This is a genomic window from Sunxiuqinia sp. sy24 (genome assembly GCF_052677165.1).
Map to the genome: position 1 here is coordinate 203389 of NZ_JBQYLH010000003.1, position 19412 is coordinate 222800.

General features: G+C 45.0%; 12 protein-coding genes. 1 reads left to right on the plus strand and 11 read right to left on the minus strand.

The genetic code is table 11. The features are described 5' to 3' along the window. From ACUNWA_RS04500 to ACUNWA_RS04545, 10 genes are all read right to left on the minus strand, one after another. Entirely contained in the window at positions 1–255 is a 255-nt protein-coding gene (locus ACUNWA_RS04500; RefSeq protein ID WP_445590689.1) for a FeoA family protein, read from the minus strand. A gap of 316 nt (positions 256–571) precedes the next feature. Beyond that, a complete protein-coding gene (locus ACUNWA_RS04505; protein ID WP_445590690.1) occupies positions 572–3196 on the minus strand; it encodes a sodium:solute symporter family transporter in 2625 nt (874 codons plus the stop codon). Positions 3197–3264: 68 nt separating this feature from the next. Continuing rightward, positions 3265–4434: an AGE family epimerase/isomerase gene (locus tag ACUNWA_RS04510; RefSeq protein WP_445590691.1), complete on the minus strand. Its 1170-nt coding sequence runs from the start codon at positions 4432–4434 to the stop codon at positions 3265–3267. Positions 4435–4462: 28 nt separating this feature from the next. After that, on the minus strand, positions 4463–5557 hold the full coding sequence (locus ACUNWA_RS04515; RefSeq protein WP_445590692.1) for a hypothetical protein: 1095 nt from the start codon (positions 5555–5557) through the stop codon (positions 4463–4465). A 73-nt stretch (positions 5558–5630) separates the two neighbouring features. Continuing rightward, a complete protein-coding gene (locus ACUNWA_RS04520; RefSeq protein WP_445590693.1) occupies positions 5631–6551 on the minus strand; it encodes a dihydrodipicolinate synthase family protein in 921 nt (306 codons plus the stop codon). A 28-nt stretch (positions 6552–6579) separates the two neighbouring features. Next, positions 6580–8658 carry a GDSL-type esterase/lipase family protein gene (locus tag ACUNWA_RS04525; protein ID WP_445590694.1) on the minus strand — a complete coding sequence of 693 codons (2079 nt, stop codon included), beginning with the start codon at positions 8656–8658 and terminating at the stop codon, positions 6580–6582. Positions 8659–8677: 19 nt separating this feature from the next. Continuing rightward, a complete protein-coding gene (locus tag ACUNWA_RS04530; protein WP_445590695.1) occupies positions 8678–10660 on the minus strand; it encodes a family 20 glycosylhydrolase in 1983 nt (660 codons plus the stop codon). 10 nt (positions 10661–10670) lie between these two features. Further along, a complete protein-coding gene (locus ACUNWA_RS04535) occupies positions 10671–12305 on the minus strand; it encodes a sialidase family protein (RefSeq protein ID WP_445590696.1) in 1635 nt (544 codons plus the stop codon). 122 nt (positions 12306–12427) lie between these two features. Beyond that, positions 12428–13918 (minus strand): RagB/SusD family nutrient uptake outer membrane protein, encoded by a 1491-nt coding sequence (locus ACUNWA_RS04540; protein ID WP_445590697.1) that lies wholly within the window; start codon positions 13916–13918, stop codon positions 12428–12430. A gap of 12 nt (positions 13919–13930) precedes the next feature. Further along, on the minus strand, positions 13931–17164 hold the full coding sequence (locus ACUNWA_RS04545) for a SusC/RagA family TonB-linked outer membrane protein (protein ID WP_445590698.1): 3234 nt from the start codon (positions 17162–17164) through the stop codon (positions 13931–13933). A gap of 148 nt (positions 17165–17312) precedes the next feature. Here ACUNWA_RS04545 and ACUNWA_RS04550 point away from each other — a divergent pair, with 148 nt between their 5' ends. Further along, entirely contained in the window at positions 17313–18059 is a 747-nt protein-coding gene (locus ACUNWA_RS04550; RefSeq protein WP_445590699.1) for a FadR/GntR family transcriptional regulator, read from the plus strand. A gap of 111 nt (positions 18060–18170) precedes the next feature. Here the strand turns inward: ACUNWA_RS04550 and ACUNWA_RS04555 are convergent, their stop codons facing one another. After that, on the minus strand, positions 18171–19322 hold the full coding sequence (locus tag ACUNWA_RS04555) for an acyloxyacyl hydrolase (protein WP_445590700.1): 1152 nt from the start codon (positions 19320–19322) through the stop codon (positions 18171–18173). Between the last annotated feature and the right edge of the window lie 90 nt (positions 19323–19412).

The following is a 19412-nucleotide window of genomic DNA, read 5'->3' on the forward strand; positions in this document are numbered from 1 at the left end:
CTAAAGCACTTTTGTAATTTCAATTAGGCCGGCTGTTTCCCGTCTGATGGCCAAATTGTTCCCGTTAATATTCAGAAACAAGGGATCCCGAAACGGAGCCAGTTGAATTAGTTGCACTTCATTCCCAGGCAAACAGCCCATCTCCTGTAGCTTAATCGGAATTTGCTCAACTGAGAAATTACCGATAATTCCTTTTTCGCCTGGATTCAGGCTATTAATGGTCTCTTTTATTGTTGAAATTGTAAAATCAATCATGCGCTAATTTTTAGTTGGATTAAACACCAATCTTTCTCGATAATCAGGTATCTCTGTGTTTTCCCAATAGACAAAAATACCTCGCCACAGGAATCTTATCAATCCCTATAACTTGTGATATTCGCTCAACAAAGGAAAGTCTAGAGCTATGAACTCCCCTTTTGTTATGATTTAAACCAGAAAGAAATCCGTCCACACCCTGGCATCATTTCATCCAACAATTGCAATCCGGAGGACTTCCCCAATTCACTGAAACAAAAAAAGTGCCTCCCTACTGGTGGAAGACACTTTTTGAATATTTTACAACTAAAAATGATTACGCTTTACGCTGCCGACTTTGCCAGGTATAGCCGGTTATAGTTTTTTGGTTTGGCAAAACCAGGCTCAGCAACAAGGCCAGCAAAACACTGGCACCCATGCCTACCAGACCAAAAAGCAAAAACGAAAGATCGGTATGGTTTTTCACCAGCAGAAGTGCAATTAAGCCACCAACAACACCACCCAGTGCCGCATAGCCCGAAATTCGTGGAAAGAAAACACCCATCACAAACAAGGCGCCAAGGCCTCCGGTTAGCAAGCCCAGGAACGTGTTAAACTGATCCCAAAGCGAAGCAATGTTCCAAGTTGCCAGCATCAAGGCCATCATAATTCCAAGTACGCCCACAATAATTCCGGACCAGCGGGCAACAGACATACTACGCCCCAGGGTTACCTTTTTAGCAAGCACCTTGTAAAAATCTGACGTGATTACCGCTGACACCGAGTTGATGTTGGACGACAAGGTTGACATCGCCGCAGCAAAGATGGCTGCAATCAGCAGTCCGGCAACACCAGCCGGCATTTGGGCCACAATGAACTGCGGAAACACCGAATCAATATTGGGATTTACCACCGCCATCCGTTCAGGGTTTGACGTGTAATAAGCGTACAGCCCGGTTCCTAAAAGGAAGAAAATGATGCTTACCGGAATACTCAAAAATCCATTTAGCCAAATGCTTCGTCCGGTCGCTTTTTCATCTTTAGTTGTCATATATCGCTGCACAACACTCTGGTCGCTGGTGTACGAAATTAAGGTATTTGCCAAACCGCCAATCAACACCACCCAGAACACCGGCTGTGTAAAGTCGAACCGAAAATCGAAGGTGTGAAACTTATGATGCGCGGCAGAAATGTCTAAAAATCCGCCCAAGCCGCCTTCAACCCCGGCCAACATAAAGGACAGTGCGATGAAGGCACCTCCAACCAAAATAAAACCTTGAATAACATCGCCCCAAACAACAGCTTCAATACCACCACTTGTACAGTAAATGATGGTTACCGCACCCATGACAATGATAGCCAGGTAAATATTGAATCCGGTTACGGCATTCAGGGCCAATGAAGGCAGAAACAGCACAATGGCAATCCGGCTCACCATGAAAAAGACAAACAAAGCCGAAGCCAGCCAGCGCACTGACCGGTTAAACCGGACTTCCAGATATTGGTAAGCCGTATCAAAATTAAACCTTCGGAAGAAGGGCAGAAAATAGCGAATAACAATCGGTGCAATAACAATAATGGCCATATTAAACATGAACATCCGCCAGTCAGTAGCATAAGATTTGGCCGGAATGGCTATAAAGGTAATCGCACTCAGTGTAGTGGCAAAAATACTGATACCTGCAGCCCACCAGGGAATACGCCCTCCGGCTTTGAAAAAATCGTCGGTGCTGCTTTCTCGTTTCATGAAATAGAACCCGAGGAGCAACATGCCAATAAAATAAACCCCCAACACCAAATAGTTGAGCCAGCCAAAAACCGGCTTCACCGTAATCTCGATTTCCCGCAACAGGGGCGTTCGGGTAGCAGGTTTAATTTCGCCACCGGGCACAACCAGCGAGCCGTCCCACCAAGCCGAAGAGGTAACAGCCACAGGCGTTCCTTCCCAGCTTCCTGCGTCAAACCAAATATCGGTCACCGTATTATAAATTAAGATCTTTGTATTAAACCCCGGATGATTAATCCACAGCGAATCCCTCTCAGCCTGAGCCAGAGCATCGCCGTTCTGCATCCGGTTAATGGCTGCTTCAACCTGATTGAAAGTAGCCCCGGAATCACCACCAACCAAAACAACATGCGATGCACCAACCGAACTTGCTGAAGCAACCGCTAAGGGAATCGACTGTTCATCGGAAAGACGGATATCTTTTTGCTGTTTCCACGCGCCCTCTGAAGGACGAAAACAGAATACCCCGGAATAAAAAGTTGTCGTGCTGGATCCGGCTGCTTTTGCCCGGCCACCAAAAACAAAAACACTCACCTCTTCCCCATCCATCTGGGCAACAGCTGATGCGCCGGCGACCGGGTTGGGAAAAGCTTTCAACACTTGCCAACCAGCTGAAAGCTTAGAGGCATCCAATTTTAAAAACTGATCGGTAGCGCCTGTTGCGCTTTGGCCACCAACAATATAAACGGTATTCCCGATAACGGTTGCTGCCGGATTTTTTACGGCAACCGGCAGTTCCGGAAATTGTTTTAATTCAAGCTGATTATTTACCCAGCTGATTAAAACCACTTGTTTGCTTAAGCCTGCAGGCGTTTGACCGCCCAGGCACAAAAGTCCTTCGGGAAGCGAAACCGAAGCTCCCTCAGCAATGCCATCAGGCAGTTGTGTATGCTGCACCTGTTCAACTGCTCCATCCGCCCCGCGCTCAAACACAAGAACAGCCTTGGAAAAATGCTTTTGACCACCTTCCCAGGGTTTGCCTTCGGGAAAAGCAGAGCCTCCGGCAACAATCAGGGCATTGTTATGCACGCCCACAAAAGCGCCTGCCACGCCTTCCTGACCGGCAATTTGTTTAACATCACCCAGTATATTTTGGGTGCTTTGCTCGATATGATTAATTTCTTCTTCGGCCAGCAGCTCTCCGCTCCACAAGCCAAACATTAAAAGAAAGGCCATAGTCACCTTTCTTGCTAAGCTGAATGCTGACCTGGCCATTTGTTGATTTCGTTTTTGATTTTGTCTCATTAGTTTAATTTTTCCAATGTTTGCCATACCTGATAAAGTCCGCGAGGCACATGGAAGCATCCCTTCCACTTGCCACCTTTCAGCGGCAGTAATACTTCGCCACGGCGGTTCAGGTACCCAAACCATTCATCATGCTCCGGATCGGCAAAATTCGACCAGGTATAATCGTGTACTTTTTCAAACCACTTCAGGCATTCTTCGTTGCCTGTGTGTTTATAGGCTTTAATCAGGCTGATGAGCGTTTCAATATGCACCCACCACAATTTCTGATCCCACTCCAGTTGCTGAGGTGGATTGCCTTTAAAATCGAGGAAGTAGAAAATGCCGCCAAACTCCCTATCCCAGCCAAACTTCAGGGTGTCGAGCATAATTTTCACGGCCTTGTGCATCAGGGCCTCATCATTGCGGCGCTCCGCCAAATCCATGATAAACCACATGGCTTCAATGGTGTGTCCGGGATTTAAGAGCCGGCCTTCAAACGAATCGGAAAAGCTGCCATCGGGTTTCACATTTTCCAGAATCAGTCCGGAATCTGGCTGGTAGAAAACATCCATCACCTCGTGAATCGCCTCATCAATGGTTTGATTCACCAGTTCTTCAGGCAGAAGATGCTCAATTTCCAGCGACAGGTTACACAAAATCATAGGCAGCGAAAAGCCTTTCAGCGGACGCGTGCCATCAACCAGCTTGTTGTATTGTCCTTTGGGGTTATTTTGGCGCACCAGAATATTGTCGAACGTTTGTTTGGCAACCTCGGCGTACTTCTCGTTGCCGGTAGCCTGGTACAACTGGCCAAAAGCCATGGTTGCAAAACAGTCGGAGAAAATATTGTACGGCTGCACCAACGGCTTTCCTTCGCGTGTAAGCGAAAAATACCAGTTCAGCTCTCCATCATGTCCGTGCTTCAACAGGAAACGAGCGCCATGTTCGGCCATTTCCAGCCACTCTGCTTTTTTCTCAACCCGGTTGTACAAAGACGAAAACATCCACACCTCACGTGCCTGAAGCCAGACAAATTTATCGGTATCAAAGACTTTCCCGGTTCGATCCAGGCAAGTAAAATAACCACCAAACTCCTCGTCTTTCGAATTCTTCTCCCAAAAAGGAACCACCTTTTCCAGTAATTCCTTCTGATATTGTAATGCTAATTGTTTAAAATCCAAACTCATGATTTTTTGTTTTTATCCGAATTAAAGCTTATTCCTGACTGATGATTCCGCGAATCACCTCGGCTGAACGCATGCCTGGACGAATTTCACCTCCGGGAATAATAACCGACTCGTTCCACCAAAAGGCAGTGGTTGTTACCGGCGTCATTCCGGCCATTTTCCCGGCTCGGCTCAACTTCCCGCTTCGAGTGTTGAAACAGAAAACAGCTGTGCAAAAGCCCTTATGACTGGTCAAATGATTTTCTTTCAGCTTCAGGAAATGGTCCTTTTCTTCCGGAGTGTCAGCCAGAGCCAAAGCGTTTATCAAACGCTCGGTTTGGTTAAAGTCTTCTCCCGTATCGCCGCCAAACAACAGGATAGAGTCGCTGCCATAAGCCAGGCCCGTACCTGCTGAAAGTCCAAACAGCGCTTCGCCTTCTACCTGAAGTTCACCGGCTTTTTGCCATTCATTTTTTGAAGGTACGTATTTCCAGATAGCGCTCAAAAACTTGGAGGTTGCTCCTGCCCTACAGCGACCACCCAAAATATAAAAGCAGGTTTCTGTTCCGTCGTGCTGACAGGCAGCTACCGCATGCGACAAGCGTACCGGTAAATCAGGCAACTTCTGCCAACCAGCCTCCGGAGCTTGCAAATTCAGTGAAAAGAAATGACTCGTTTCGCCTGTTACGCCCATACCTCCAGCCAAGTAAAGCGTTGTTCCGTGCGCCGCGGCTGCCGAACTGGCCAAAGCCTCCGGCAACTGCTGATAATCTGTCATTCTTAGCTCATCCTCTTCAAATGAAAGGCAAAAAGCACGAGCGGTAGGGCCATCGCCAGTTTCTCCTCCTAAACTAACAATTCCTTTTTCAGTAGAAACACAAGCGCTATACGCCATCGGCTCTGGCAATTGCCAGTCGGCCTGCTCCCAACTAAACGCAGCGTTTGCCTTTTGCTTCCATGTAAAAACGGTATCGTGATACAGTTTTCGGCCTCCTTGCCAGGGCATCGCTCCATCAAAATTTGAACCTCCCGCCAGCACCAATTGATTTTGGTGCACGCCGGCAACAGGCCCTGCCAATCCATGCTGAAAAGCATTTCCATCTGTTACCAGAATCTCTTCCAAGCTATCCCACTCTATTTTCATATCGGTCGGTCCTGCTTTTATACTTTGAAATAGTAATTAGTTAATTAAATGTTGTTCGTTTTCCCGTCAATTCTTAAATTTTCGAGAATAACGCTTCCATTTTTAATGCTCGAACGTCGGCTTCGAATGCTTTATAAGCCTCAGTAGTCATGTTTTTCACCGGCAAACGGAATTCGCCGCACTCCACGCCAACATAACGCATATAAGCTTTTCCGGTAGCAATACCACCATATTTGCCCAGCAAGCGAATCATGTCAATCGACTGCTGCTGCATCTTGCGCGCTTCCACAAAGTTACCTTCATTGTAAGCTTTAATCAGCTGATGGTAAAGCGGTGCCGCATAATTGAACGTACTTCCAACGCCTCCGCGGGCTCCCAATACAAGTGCCGACAACAAGTTTTCATCGCGTCCCCATAGCATGTCGTATTTTCCATCCTGAAAGCTCAAACAGCTTAAGAAATCCATAAAGTCTTCGTGCGTGTATTTGATACCAGCCAGGTTAGGAATCATTGTACTGGCTTCCTGCAAAAACTCATACATCGACACATTGCAGCCCGTTAACACCGGAATGTGATAGAAGTAAACCGGCAATTGAGGTACAGCCTCAGCAATTTTAGCACAGAACTCAGCCAGTTGTTTTCCAGAGGCTGGTTTAAAGTAGAAAGGCGCCAAAATGGCAATGGCGTCAACACCCAGTTCGGCTGAAGCCTTCGCGCTTTCAATGCATTCCTTATAAGAAGTTCCGCCTACCAAGTTAATCACCTTTAGGGCTTTGTGTTCTTTATTCAGAGCAGTCCAGGCTGCTGTAACTTTCACTTTCTCCTCTTGCGAAAGAGAAACACCTTCACCTGTTGAGCCATTGATAAAAGCTCCTACAATGCCATTCTTCTGCAAAAAATCGTAATAAGCAGGAATTTGTTCCAGGTTAATCTCTCCATTGGCATGCATTGGTGTAAATGGTGCCGCAATAAGTCCTTCAATTTTATTAATCATTTTCTTTTCGTATTAAAAACATTTAATTCTATAGATTCAGTTGAAATGTTGAAGCAGGCAAGCCTACTTCATTAATTAAGTTTCCTCGGGAGTATGGTTCCCAGGCATAACGTACCTGACGAACCTCAATTTCATTTACCCGAATAAGAACCGTATTTCCCTTAAGTGTCACCTGAGTTGAATGAAAGATGCCATTAGCTCCGGCAAATTCAAACTCACGAACAGGTTCTCCGTCAGCAGTCATCAGTCTGGAGCCTGGCTCAAACTGTAACGTCAGCCAATCTCCTTTTTGCTTAAAGCCGATTGGTTTAGGACCACTGCAAACAATTTCCTCTCCGTAGTTTTTATTGAGTGCCAGCCGGGCAAAACGCTCGCCAACCTCCTGCTTTCGCACTGGATGCACATCCAGCGAATCGCCAAGATCGCTGGTTACAACCATTCCGGCATAAAGAATCTCATCGGCCAGCTGACGTTGTGCCTCTCTGAAGTGCGGCCACGATGGGCGACTTAGGCTTGAGAGCTGTGCAAAAAAGAAGGGCATGTCTGGTTGTTGAAAATTCGTTCGCCAAGACTGAACCAAGGCCGGAAAAGCCCGCTGATAATGCTCCACATTATGCGCATTCGATTCTCCCTGATACCAAATTGTACCAGCCAAAGGCAAGCCGGTGAGTTGCTGCAAACCGGCTTCATAAATATAAGCGGGTTCATACGGATGCCGTTGCAGATTATTCGTTGCCAGCGCCAGGTTTTTTGCTCCTCGCATCCGGCACCAGTCCATTAAAAACTCATTCTTTTTCCAGTTATAAAGAACATCTACCAGATAGGGATCGGACTCCAGTGTGAACCGATCGATAAAAGATTCAACAGGTGCTCCTCCAACACTCAGTTGGATAAGCCCAACAGGAACATCAAGCGCTTCCTGCAACTGTTTTCCAAAGTAATAAGCAATGGCCGAAAATCCGGCAGCAGTCGCAGCAGAGCAGGTTTCCCAATTTCCCTCAAAGTAATCAAGGTCATTCACTTTTTCCAGGGTTTCTAAATCCCACTCTGAACTATTGGGTCGCGCGATGCCCGCCATATTAAAGAGTCGAATACGATCGTGGTCAGCCTGCTGAAGAGTTGCATTTCCATTTTTCGAATCCTGCAGTTTGAATTCCATATTCGATTGTCCGGCACACAACCAAAGCTCCCCAACCAGAATATCATCCAGCACGATCGGATCACCGCTTTCGGCATGAACAGTTAAACGATAAGGACCACCCGCCGGAACCGGATCGAAAATCAGTTTCCAGTTGCCAGCATCGTCAACCACCGCTTCGCGCACTTGTCCGGCCAACCGAGCCATAACCTTTTCATGGCGATTGGCTTTTCCCCATACCGATATTTCCCGTTTCTGCTGAAAAACCATTTGATTCATCAAAACCGGGGCCAGCGTTAAGCCTCCAAAATCACCGGTTAGATGCTGATAAACAGTTTCAGCCAAAATTGCTGCCCCCTTAGCGTTTGGATGAAGCGCATCAGGAAACAAATCAGGATGTGGATAAAGCGCTTGGTGCAAGTCAATCAGCCCCATTTCCATGGTTTCGGCAAGCTGTTCTATTTGAGCTTGAATATGCCAAAACCACTCGTGGGTTCCGGATTTAAATCGTGGATGCGGATGAAAAATTGGTGTCATCCGACAAATCCAAATTTGTACGTTGGGCGAACCCGATTCACGAAAATCCTGAATCAGCTGCCGGTAATCGTTCAGAAACTCATCGCGGTAGTTGGGCCAGTTTCGCGGATCCGTGTCATTCAACCCCAAATGAATAATAACAACATCGGGTTGATAGGCCAAAGCGTTCTGATAGGCTGTAGTTTGGATGTAAGGCCGATGACCTTTGCTTAATAAAGTAGAACCGCTTACTCCAAAATTTTCAACCTGATAATCTTCGCCAAGCAAGCCTTGTAACTGAGCCGGATAAGACTCTTCTTTCGGATTCTCCAACTTATACCCTTCAGTAACTGAGTCGCCAATGCAAGCTACTTTGGTTGGCTGTGCTGCAAGCCAGAAAGGTGCTAAAATCAGCACCAACAAAGCCATTTTGTTATTTTGCAAACGTTTCATAAATAACTGATTCTATAAGCTACCTGAGCTTCATGTCCGTTGAAAACTTCAGTCCTTCTACTTCGCGCACGCCTCCTGCGGCCATATGTACCGGGACAAAAGTGAACATCCTTTTCCAGGTATCCTCTTTGACCGGTATTTTCAGCAGCACTTCATTCCATCCTTTTTTCAGATTGATGGATTGCGGGTCTCTGAAAAAATAATTTTCATCGGTGAAAGGAATTTCATCGGTGTTGCTTGCCAGTCCGGGGTTATTCCATTTGGGTGCGGCAATCAGTTCTCCGTTCAGCCATGCTTTCGGATGGGTATTGTGCCATTCCCCGTCTTCTGGAAATGGTCCTCCTCTGCGACCACCGGAGCGTGACCAGTCGTGAAAGCCAATCCAGGCACCAACCGTTTGATCTTTGGGCGACCAAATTTGGGTGAAAGCAAAATAAGTCCCTTCTTCTTTGGGAAGATAAGACGGGTAACCGAAGAAGTGACTCAGGTGAATCGTTCCACCACTAAAAGGCCCTTGCCAGAAATAATCTACCGTATCAATCCGGTAAGTATCCTGCAGTTTTTCTTCTACCAAAAACTTCGCATCCACATCGCCCTGACTGGCTATCGGTCCTAAAACCTTCCATTCGATATTCGTTTGTTTCACATAGGGAAACGGCTTTCCGGCAAAATACTGATCGCGGTGCTGAATCATGCGGTCCTCAAAAGCGCTGAATTCCTTAAACAACTCGCTCCCTTTTTCCGGCAGCTTAGCCAGGTACTTTTCGCCAATTTCTTTTTTCTGTCCGGTCCACGACGTTTCGCTGTAAGTCAATATTGAAGGATAAACCGGATTCTGTATTAAAATATCGTATTCGTCGTTCACATTGTTGTCGTTCCAGCAACACAGAATGCCCCCCATTCGCAGCGAATCGCCATGGGCTGCTCCGTTAATGCGCTCGAAATAGAGTTGCGAAATACCCGCCAACGGATCAAGATGGTTCACGTAATTTAAACGGCAATCAATGTAGCGATGTCCCGGTTTGGGATGGCCGCCTGACGACCAAAGTTGGGTGATGGAAACTGAATCGCCCTCAATTTTTTGTCCCGGCCGCCAAACAATCAGTTCACGCCCATGCTGTTGGGTTACCCGCTCAAGAAGCGCAGGTAGTAGTGTCGGTGAAGGTTCTTCATAACTGTGCCAAACCTCATCGGTTCCCAGGTGAATGTAGGGCATCACCTCAGCCGGAGCCAGACTGCACAATTCATCAACCAGGTCGATTAACACCGGCTGCACCCGCGGATCGCTCATGGCTTCAAATCCCATGGCTTTTCGGAATGCGGCACTGTGCCCGGGTATGTCAAATTCAGGAATCAGTGTAATATGCCGTTCCTGACAGTATGCCACCAATTCTTTAAAGTCGTTCTGGGTATAATATTTGCCTTTTTGGCGGGTCATGCTTTCTGCCGCGTTCAATTGCGGATAAATTTTGCTTTCCAATCGCCAACCCGGATTTTCGGTTACATGAAAATGAAAAACGTTAAACTTATACGCCGCCAGCACATCGATTTGCTCTTTGAGCATTTCCATACTTTGGAAGTTTCGGCCCACATCCTGCATGAAGCCGCGGACACGAAAAGCCGGCCAGTCGACAATATTGCAACCTGCAATAAGCTGCTTGCCCTTGTTGGAGAAGGTCAATTGACGGACCGTCTGAAGTCCACGGTGAAGTCCTTGTTCGGTTACGGCTTCCAACACAGCAGAGTCAGCCGTAATTTTTAAACGGTAAGCTTCGTCTGCATTTCGTGGTATACCAGGAAACTCATCCACCAAGCGCTGAATCATCGGCTCGTTATTTTCCACCTGGAAAACCTCGTCGTTCCAGCTCAGCTTTTGTGGTTGTGGAATTAAGGCTGGATGAGCTGAATCCACTCCCTGCTTGGTGCAATTCCATAGGCCCGCTACCAAAAGTAGCAGGCCAATAAACCATTTTTTTTTCAACAGACAATTCCTATAAACCATTGCGATGGCATTATTTTGTAAGGTTTCTCAGTAACTCTGCTACCGGAATTTTCTGGAAATAAAGGTTTTTTACGCCTTCGTATAAAATGCCAATGGTTTTGTCATCAATCATTGTCATGCACGAATAGCCATAACCGCCCGCTTCGTTCAGTTCCAACTGGTATTTTTCAGGCCACGTCATGCCCTCATCCAAACTGGCTTTAATGGTCATGTTGGTCCGTTGATTCTTGTTATTGGGGTTTGAAAAGAACAACACCCGTTGTTTCTTTCCATTCACGTTCAGATCAGCTGAAATGATGCTGGCCATACAATTCGATTCTGGCAAGGCAGAATTGGATGTGGCATGAGTTGTCCAAGTTTTTCCGAAATCAGACGTTGTCGCAATGGCCCGTCCATTGTTTTCTCCTTTATCTTTTCGGTTACGGTCATCGCGCATGTTCAGCATCAGGCTTCCATCGGTAAGCTGAACCACCTGTGCTTCGGTTGTATTCGATTTGGCACCCGTTCCAATGTGCCAGCTTTGGCCGCCATTCTGGCTATAAACGATGGATGAGTGGCTGGAATACTGTCCGCCATCAAGAGCTTTTTCACCAATATCGGCCTTGAACTGAGCCGGAAATACCAGCGTACCATCTTCGAGTGTAATTCCTCTTCCGGGTCCTTGCAATAACAATTGCCAAGCCGGATCTTTAATTTGTTCCGTAATATTAATTGGTTCTGACCAGGTCAATCCGTCATCGGTACTCTTAGCCACAACAAACTGGCCGGTTACTTCAGGGCTCATGCCCGGCTTGGAAGCCCACCACAGCATGTCTTTCTCCGTTGCTCCACTCATCCATAGTCCTGCAACCCATAGCGTTCCCGTAGTATGGTCATATAAAACACTAGGATCACCAATCCCGTTAAGTCGTTCAGAGCGTCCGCCCCACTCGCCCATGTCCATTATTACACGCATGGGCTCCCAGCTTTGGCCACCATCCGTACTGCGACTCATGCCGATATCAATATTTTCTTGTAAGTCTTTGCTGTTGTTGTAGCGGATGTCATAAACAGCAATCAATGTCCCTTCGTTGGTGGTCACCAATCCCGGAATTCGGTAAGTATCCGCCTGGTCTTGTCCGGCTGCGCGCAATTCTTTAGCCAGACGGTAAGTGTGGGGAATTGTTGGAAGTACTTCCACGGTTTGGTCGTTGCCAAACTGAAGTTCAATCCGTTGAATTTGTAATTCGGCTAATAAGTCAGCCTCTTCTTTCACTTTGAAATTCAGGTTGAATGTTTGTTCTTCCTGGTTAAGTACAATTGATCCTTTCAGCTCCGTTTTCTTGCCTGGTTTTTCAGTACGGGCAAATACACGGTTATCTTCGCCGGCCGAAGTAGAAACAGCTACAGAGGCCAACGTTTTAACTTGTTTTTTCGAATCAAAGTAAACCGTAAGTCCTGTCAACTCCAGCGAAGCCTCTTGCTGCTTATTTGTAACAACCACTTGAACTGCCTGAGTATTATCCTGACCAACAAACAGAGGAACTGATTTTTGAATCAATTCAACCGAGATTGAGTTGGATTCCTCAGCAGATACTTCATAAGCTGAAGTTTTGCAATAAGTAAAAAACAAGCCTGCAACCAGTAAAAAAATCAATTGTTTCATTTTCGTAAATTTTAAGTATTCCTGATGGTTTAAGAGTAGAAACAGGAGAAGACAACAATTGCCCCCTCCTGTCTAACTGTAAAACTATAAAACTCTAATAAACCATCTATGAAAAGTTTCGTTTAGTAGCCATCCGTTTGAGTTAACTCTGAATCGTCGGCTAACATACTTTCTGAAATTGAATAGTAAATTTTATAGGCTTCTGATGCATCCAATGACTCTATTTCATCAAACACATAGGTACCACCGGCGCGAACCAAATCCCACCAGCGCTTACCTTCACCTACAAACTCTTTATATCGCTCATCCAAAATGGCTTTTGTATTTTGTTCTTTGGAACCGTTTATATATTCGTTTCCAGCAAAATTATCACCGTAAGCTCTTGCGCGTACGGCATTAATTTCTGCAGAAGGATCTTCGTCCAGGTTGTTTTTAGCTTCAGCAAGCAAAAGCAACACATCGGCATAGCGATACAAAGGTACATTGTTGTAACTCAAGCGAGATCCGTCTTCACCAATAATACCCAGAAATTTATTCAAAACAGCTCCCTGATAATTAGGGTCTTCAGCTTGATACGGAATATGTATGGCGCTATCACTGTAAAATCGAATAAAAGTATTGCGACGCTGATCCAATGTATCATCCAGCAAAAGCAGTGTTTTGTCTGACGCACCATAACGACTCAATCCGTTGATTACAAAATCTTTCATCGGATTCGCATTCTCATCATACAAGTCGGCTACATCAATTTGCCGGGTCGTAAACAGATTTCCATAGAAGTTACCTGCCTGATCTTGTTGATAATCGACGCTGAAAATAAATTCATTATTTTCTTCATTGTTTTGTCCCCAAAGATTTTGGTAATCGACCAAACTAAAACCTGCAATTTGCGAGAGGGCTGCTTTGGCTTCGGTAAAGTCAGCAGTTCCTCCGCCTAAAACTTTTCCTGACCATAAGTAAGCGTCACCTTTCAGTGCCAAGGTAGCTGCTTTTGACCAATAAACACTACGTCCGTTCCATAGGCTGTTGTCGTTGCCAAAATATTCGAGCGACTTGGCCAAATCGGCCTTAATTTGTTGCATCACCTCTTCTTTAGGCGAACGAGGCTTTTTAAGCAACTCCAAGTTCACTTCCAATAATGGTTCGGTATTGATTGGCACGTCACCCCAAGCTTTCACCATCGTGTAATAAATCTGCGCACGCAAGCCATAAACCTGTCCCAGCATATGATTTCTTTCCGCTTCATCGGCAAATTCAACATTGGGCGCATTTTTTATGAAATCGTTGACATAGTGCATCAATCCATAAAAATTAGACCAATTAGAGAAAAACACCAGAGTAGAACTAATGTTATTGGCTATTAAGTCAATATCATTCGGAGAATTGGCAAAGGTATTTCCGCCCCAAACATCAGAACGAACTTCGCCCATTTGCCATTGAGTGAACGTATAGTTCCGGTAGCTGGCATAAATACCGGTGTGTGCAGCCCTTACGGCTTCTTCAGACTCCCAGAAGCCATTGTAGGTTAATTCACTCTCAGGCTTCAGTTCCAGGTCACAGGCGCTAAACAGCGCTGTAACCAGAAATAATAGGGTATATAATTTCATTTTCATTGTAGATTCGGGTTAAAAGGTTGCGTTTAATCCAAAAGTTATTGTCCGTGGTAAAGGGAACCGGCCATAGTCAATTCCATCTCCTGATTCTTCCGGAGAACTTCCTGAGAATCCATTAAAGTATGCCAGGTTAGACCCGGTTACATAAAGACGAAGGTTTTGAAATACGTTTCTGAGTAACTCCTCATTGAAGTTGTAGCTCAAGGTAACTTCACGCAAAGCCAGATAATCACCTTTTTCCCACATTCTGGAGCTACTGCTGGTCATCGATCCCTGGTCGCCACCGGCAGCCAAATGGTTTCTCTGACGGTCAACCAAGGTAAAGATTGGAATGTTGGACGTTGGATTTTCCGTTGTCCAGGAATCACGAATTTCCAGCGGTCCGTTTTGGTTACCCTGCGTTTGAGCAATCCCTTTTACCCGACGTCCGTTGATGATGTAGTGTCCAACAGCAAAGTCGGTTTTCACAAACAAACTGAAGTTTTTATAGCTAAAGTCAGAAGTAAGACCTCCTGAGAATTTAGGCGTTCTTCTTCCAATTACTTGCCTGTCCAAGTTGTTGATTACATTGTCTCCATTCAAATCTTTCCAACGGGTATCGCCGAGGAAACGGGTATCTTTATCAGTTGCAAATTCAACGATACGTCCTGCATGCTCATCAATGTCGGCCTGTGTCTGATAAACACCATCAAACACATAAGCTGTAATCACATCATAGCCCACACGTTCGCCTTCCTGTAATCCACCAACATATTGTGTTCCACCAGTAGCCGGATCATAAATTTCGGTTCCTCCCTGACGGTTTTTATCCACCCCATTTTCAGGTAACTGCTGAGCAAAGTTACGTACGCGATAGTAGGTCAATCCCAGATTCCAGTTAAAGTCATTGGTTTTAACAACATCTGCATTCACCTGCAATTCGAGCCCCTTGTTTCGAAGTGTTCCATTGTTGGTAGTAATACCCGAGAAACCAGTCCACAAAGGCAGGGTCAGGTTGGCCAGTTTGTCTTCCACGTCACGAATGAAGTAATCTCCAATTACGGTTACACGGTTGTCAAACAAGCCCAGGTCCAATCCGATATTAAAGGTTGTTGAGCGTTCCCATTTTAGATCGAGCAAAGGCAGTTGGTTATTCCGATAACCAGCTTGTGTGTCGTAAACGGGAGATAAACCATAAGTTCCAAACACACCAAAATTACTTAAGATATCGATGTTCCCGTTGACACCATAACTCAAGCGAGGCTTGACTTTAGTAACAAAACGTTTTACGTCTGACCGACTAAAGAAATCTTCATTATGGATATTCCATCCGGCAGAAACCCCTGGAAAGAAGCCATATTTGTTATTTCCCAAGCGTGAGGTTCCATCATAACGAAAGGTAAACCCAAACAAATATTTGTAATCAAAATCGTAGTTTACCTGACCAAACAAAGAGGCAATTCTGTAACCAGTATGTTGGGACGAAGGAATACCATTGGCCTCAGCGCCCACATTCATTGTATAAATCAAATCGGTAGGCGAAAGACGCGTTGCCGCATTGAAAGAAAAATAGCTTTCTTCGAAATACTCCGTACCTACCAAGGCTGTCACATTGTGATTATCCTGAATGGTTTTCTTATAATTCAACAAAGCAGTTAATTGATTTCTCAAGGTTCTTTGGTGAGAAGCTGAGGATACACGCTCGGTGTTCAAGCTTCCTGAATTTAGAAAAGCTTTGTTGAACGACTCGTTGGAATTGTTAATCGCAAAGTGGCTACCACGTGCAGTCAAGGTGAAATCGTTCAGGAATTTGTAATCCAACTGAACAGAACCCGTCAAACGCTGCTCTAAGTTGTAACGAACAAATTTGTCCTGGTAATAAAGTGGGTTACCAAAACCTAAATACGTTCCAGGCTGGTAGTCATCCGACAAGCTTCCATCCGGATTGTTGTTATAAATACGCGAAGTAGGTGCTAAACCAGCCGTCCGTTGAAAGAGGTTATACTCGCTGTCGAACGGTAAATTCTGATTCGAGTGCGCATAAATAAAGTTCGAGCTAACTTTCAGCGCATCACTCAATTTATACGATGCATTGAAAGTACCTGAGTAGCGCTTAAAAGCAGATCCAAATACCAATCCTTTGTCATCCATGAAACCAAGTCCAAGGTAATAGGTTCCTTTATCATTACCTCCGTCAAACGATAAGCTGTAATCCTGTGCATGGCTGTTTTGGTAAAACAGTTCATTCATTTTGTTTTCCTGGAAAATCAAGCTCGTTCCCGGATTTACAGGATCTTCAATGGTTTGCCATCCTTCGTAATCCAGCAAATAACGATTGGCTTCCGACAATACCATGGTGGTATAAATCGAGTTGGTTGTGTTGTTTCCCGTAGCGGCAGCATGTGCGCCAGTTAAGAATACATCCAACCACTTATAGCCCATTACGTCTTGTGCTGCCTTCACCGCCAGACGGTTAAACTTCACATAGTCGGCAGCTCCCAAATAATCCATCGGATCTTCACGACGCTCATTGCTGGTGAATTTCGCCCGAAAGTTAATACTTGATTTCCCGGCCTTTCCTTTTTTGGTGGTAACTAAGACGACCCCGTTAGCTGCACGTGCACCATAAATGGCTGTTGATGCTGCATCTTTCAAGACCTCCATCGATTCAATATCGTCCGAGTTCAAGGCATAAAAAGATCCCGGTACGCCATCAACCAGCACTAAGGGACTCCCAGTTCCCGAAAAGCTGGTTCCACCACGAACCACCAGGCTTGGTGTTGATCCTGGCTGACCGGTTGTTTGTGTTACTTTCAAACCAGCAATCGTACCTTGCAGGGCTGTTGCCGCATTTGAACGAGGTGCACTCTCCAATACTTTTGTATCGAGTTTTGCAATTGAGGTTGTCATCTCGGCACGCGACTGAGTCGAATACCCCGTTACAACAACTTCATTCAACGCTGTGGTTTCTGTTGCCATCATTACGTTGATTACTTCTAATCCAGTAATATCAATAATCTGTTTTTCGAAGCCAATCATTGAAAACTGAAGTTTTTCGGAACCTGCAGGCACTTCCAATAAGTAATTTCCATCAAAATCACTCACTGTACCAATTGTCGTTCCCGGCACAAGGATTGTTGCTCCAGGTAAGGGTTCACCTGTAGCCTCCTCCGCAATCTTACCGGAAATACTGCGCTGGGCAAAAGTAAAGCTACTTACCAGCACCAACGCCGTCAACAAGCAAATTGACAGCATTTTTTCTTTCATCTTTCCCATTAGTTTTAGTTTTTCGTTTTAAACTCTCTCTTGTTTTATGTCGTACATAACGCAAAACAAATATAGAGATTAGTTTTTTTATTCCAAATATTTTTGGAAATTTGTTGACTTATGTTATACATTACCTAAAATTCTAACAATGAGCACCGATGATAAAACGCTACTAGGCACAGTAGATACACGAAGTCTGGTAGATAAAGTGGAAATGAATTTGATTGAATTCTTCATCAAGAAGAAATTACAGCCAGGTGATGTCATCCCTAAAGAAATGGAATTGGCTTCGACCATGGGGGTAAGCAGGACGGTGATTCGGGAATCGCTGAACAGACTAAAAACCATGGGCATGATCGAATCCAAGAAACATAAAGGAACCATTATTAAAAGCCCGAGCATCACCACGATTCTTCAAAAATCAATGATTCCGCACATTCTGGATATCAGCACGCTTAAAAATGCCTTTGAAATGCGTTTGATTATGGAGGTTGGGATTGCCGATTTCATCTTCCAACGAATGACAGAGAATGACATCAAAGAATTGGAGGAGATTGTGAACCAAGAACCTGAGCAAAGTCGAAATATCATGTTTGATGTTGACCATGAGATCCGGTTTCATGGTAAACTTTATGAAATGACCCGAAATGAATCGTTAATCACCTTTCAAACCATTTTATACCCCGTATTCCGCTATGTATATGACAGTGGCCTAATTGATAAGCCGGCCGATAATGTTCAGTATGTTTCTCACAAAGGCTTGGTGAAGGTTCTCAAAGAAGGTACTGCTGATGAGTTTCGCAATGCCATGCGCGAGCACCTGGAAAACCATTTTCAGCGCATTTTCAAACTTGAGCAGGAGCTTGAAGAACAGCGCAGAACAGAAATACTTTAGGATTAATAAAAAAATCCCGGAGACTTATTGCCTTCGGGATTTTTTTTGCTTAGAAATTCGTAGTCAACACATTCCTTCTGATTCTCAATTTCTTAGAAACATACGTCCAGATTACCAACTGAAAGGTGTGAGTACGATACCTGTTTCAATCCAATCGGCACTGGCACCACGGCGGGTTTTTAAGCCTAACTGCAGTTTCACATGCTTGGTCCAGTCAAAACGCAAAGCCGGTCGCAAGAACAAGAAATCTTTCCCTTTATCATCCGAAAGGTAAGTTCCTGCTTCCAACAAAATAGCCAATCGCCAGAAGTGAAAAGCAGCACCAGCATGAATTCCCCATAAATTCTGATCTTTGAAATCCGGGTACTTCGGTTTCAGGCTTTCGTCTCTAAAATAATCCAAGCCAGCTAAAAATGAAATCATGGTATTATATCGGTATTCGTAATCCAATACCAAGGAATAAGCCGGATAACGGTTAACTCCCACAATACCATCTTCGGCATAGTTTTGTACCGTTCCCATAGCGACATAAAAAGAAAGATTACTCGCATTAATTAGCTCATTGGGCTGCTTGCTGGCTCTTTTCCGGCGTGCATCAACCACCGTTATCGGATAAAGTCCCGGATCAACTTGTTTTTGCAGCCGGTTGTAATGATAACGCAGCCCAAGATTCAGGCCCAACATGTTCAGGCCCCAATTCGGAACGAAGGTTCTTCCATTTGAAAAGTGGCTGAGGTCAAGTCCATAAGTTAAATCGAGCTCGCGGGTAAGTTGGTAAGAAAAACCAGCGTGCAAATTGAAATACACAGCAAAGCGCGATCCAATGGCATCATTCAGCGGATTAGTCGCTTCATTGTAGGGCTTTAGGTTATAGGTTAATCCAAATGAAGGACTTATTTCGAACACATTACGCCGAAGTGGCTTACTGGTTTGAAAGGTCATCCAACCAAACACGGCATTCGGGTTTCCAAAAATATCTGCATTGCCAATATTTCCACTGTAAAACCCAATACCATAACTTGGCTGACCATATTTAGCAGACCACACCGTTTCATTATCTGACTGCCATCCCAAACGCAACTCGCCGGAACCGTACCCATTCTCCAGGAACTCACCCAAGGTTTCACCACCATACAAATGAGAACCACTATGTCCTCGAATTTCTATAATTCTGAATTGATTGGACTGCGCCTTCAATACTCCCGTGCTCAAACCCCAAAGCGCTAACAGCATCCAAACTCCCTTACTCAAACTTAACCTCATCAATCCTGACTTATTATCAATCACTTATACCCGACCTTAATTTTTTAGATCAAATTCATCCTACGGAAAAAGTAACGAGCAAGTTTTGTC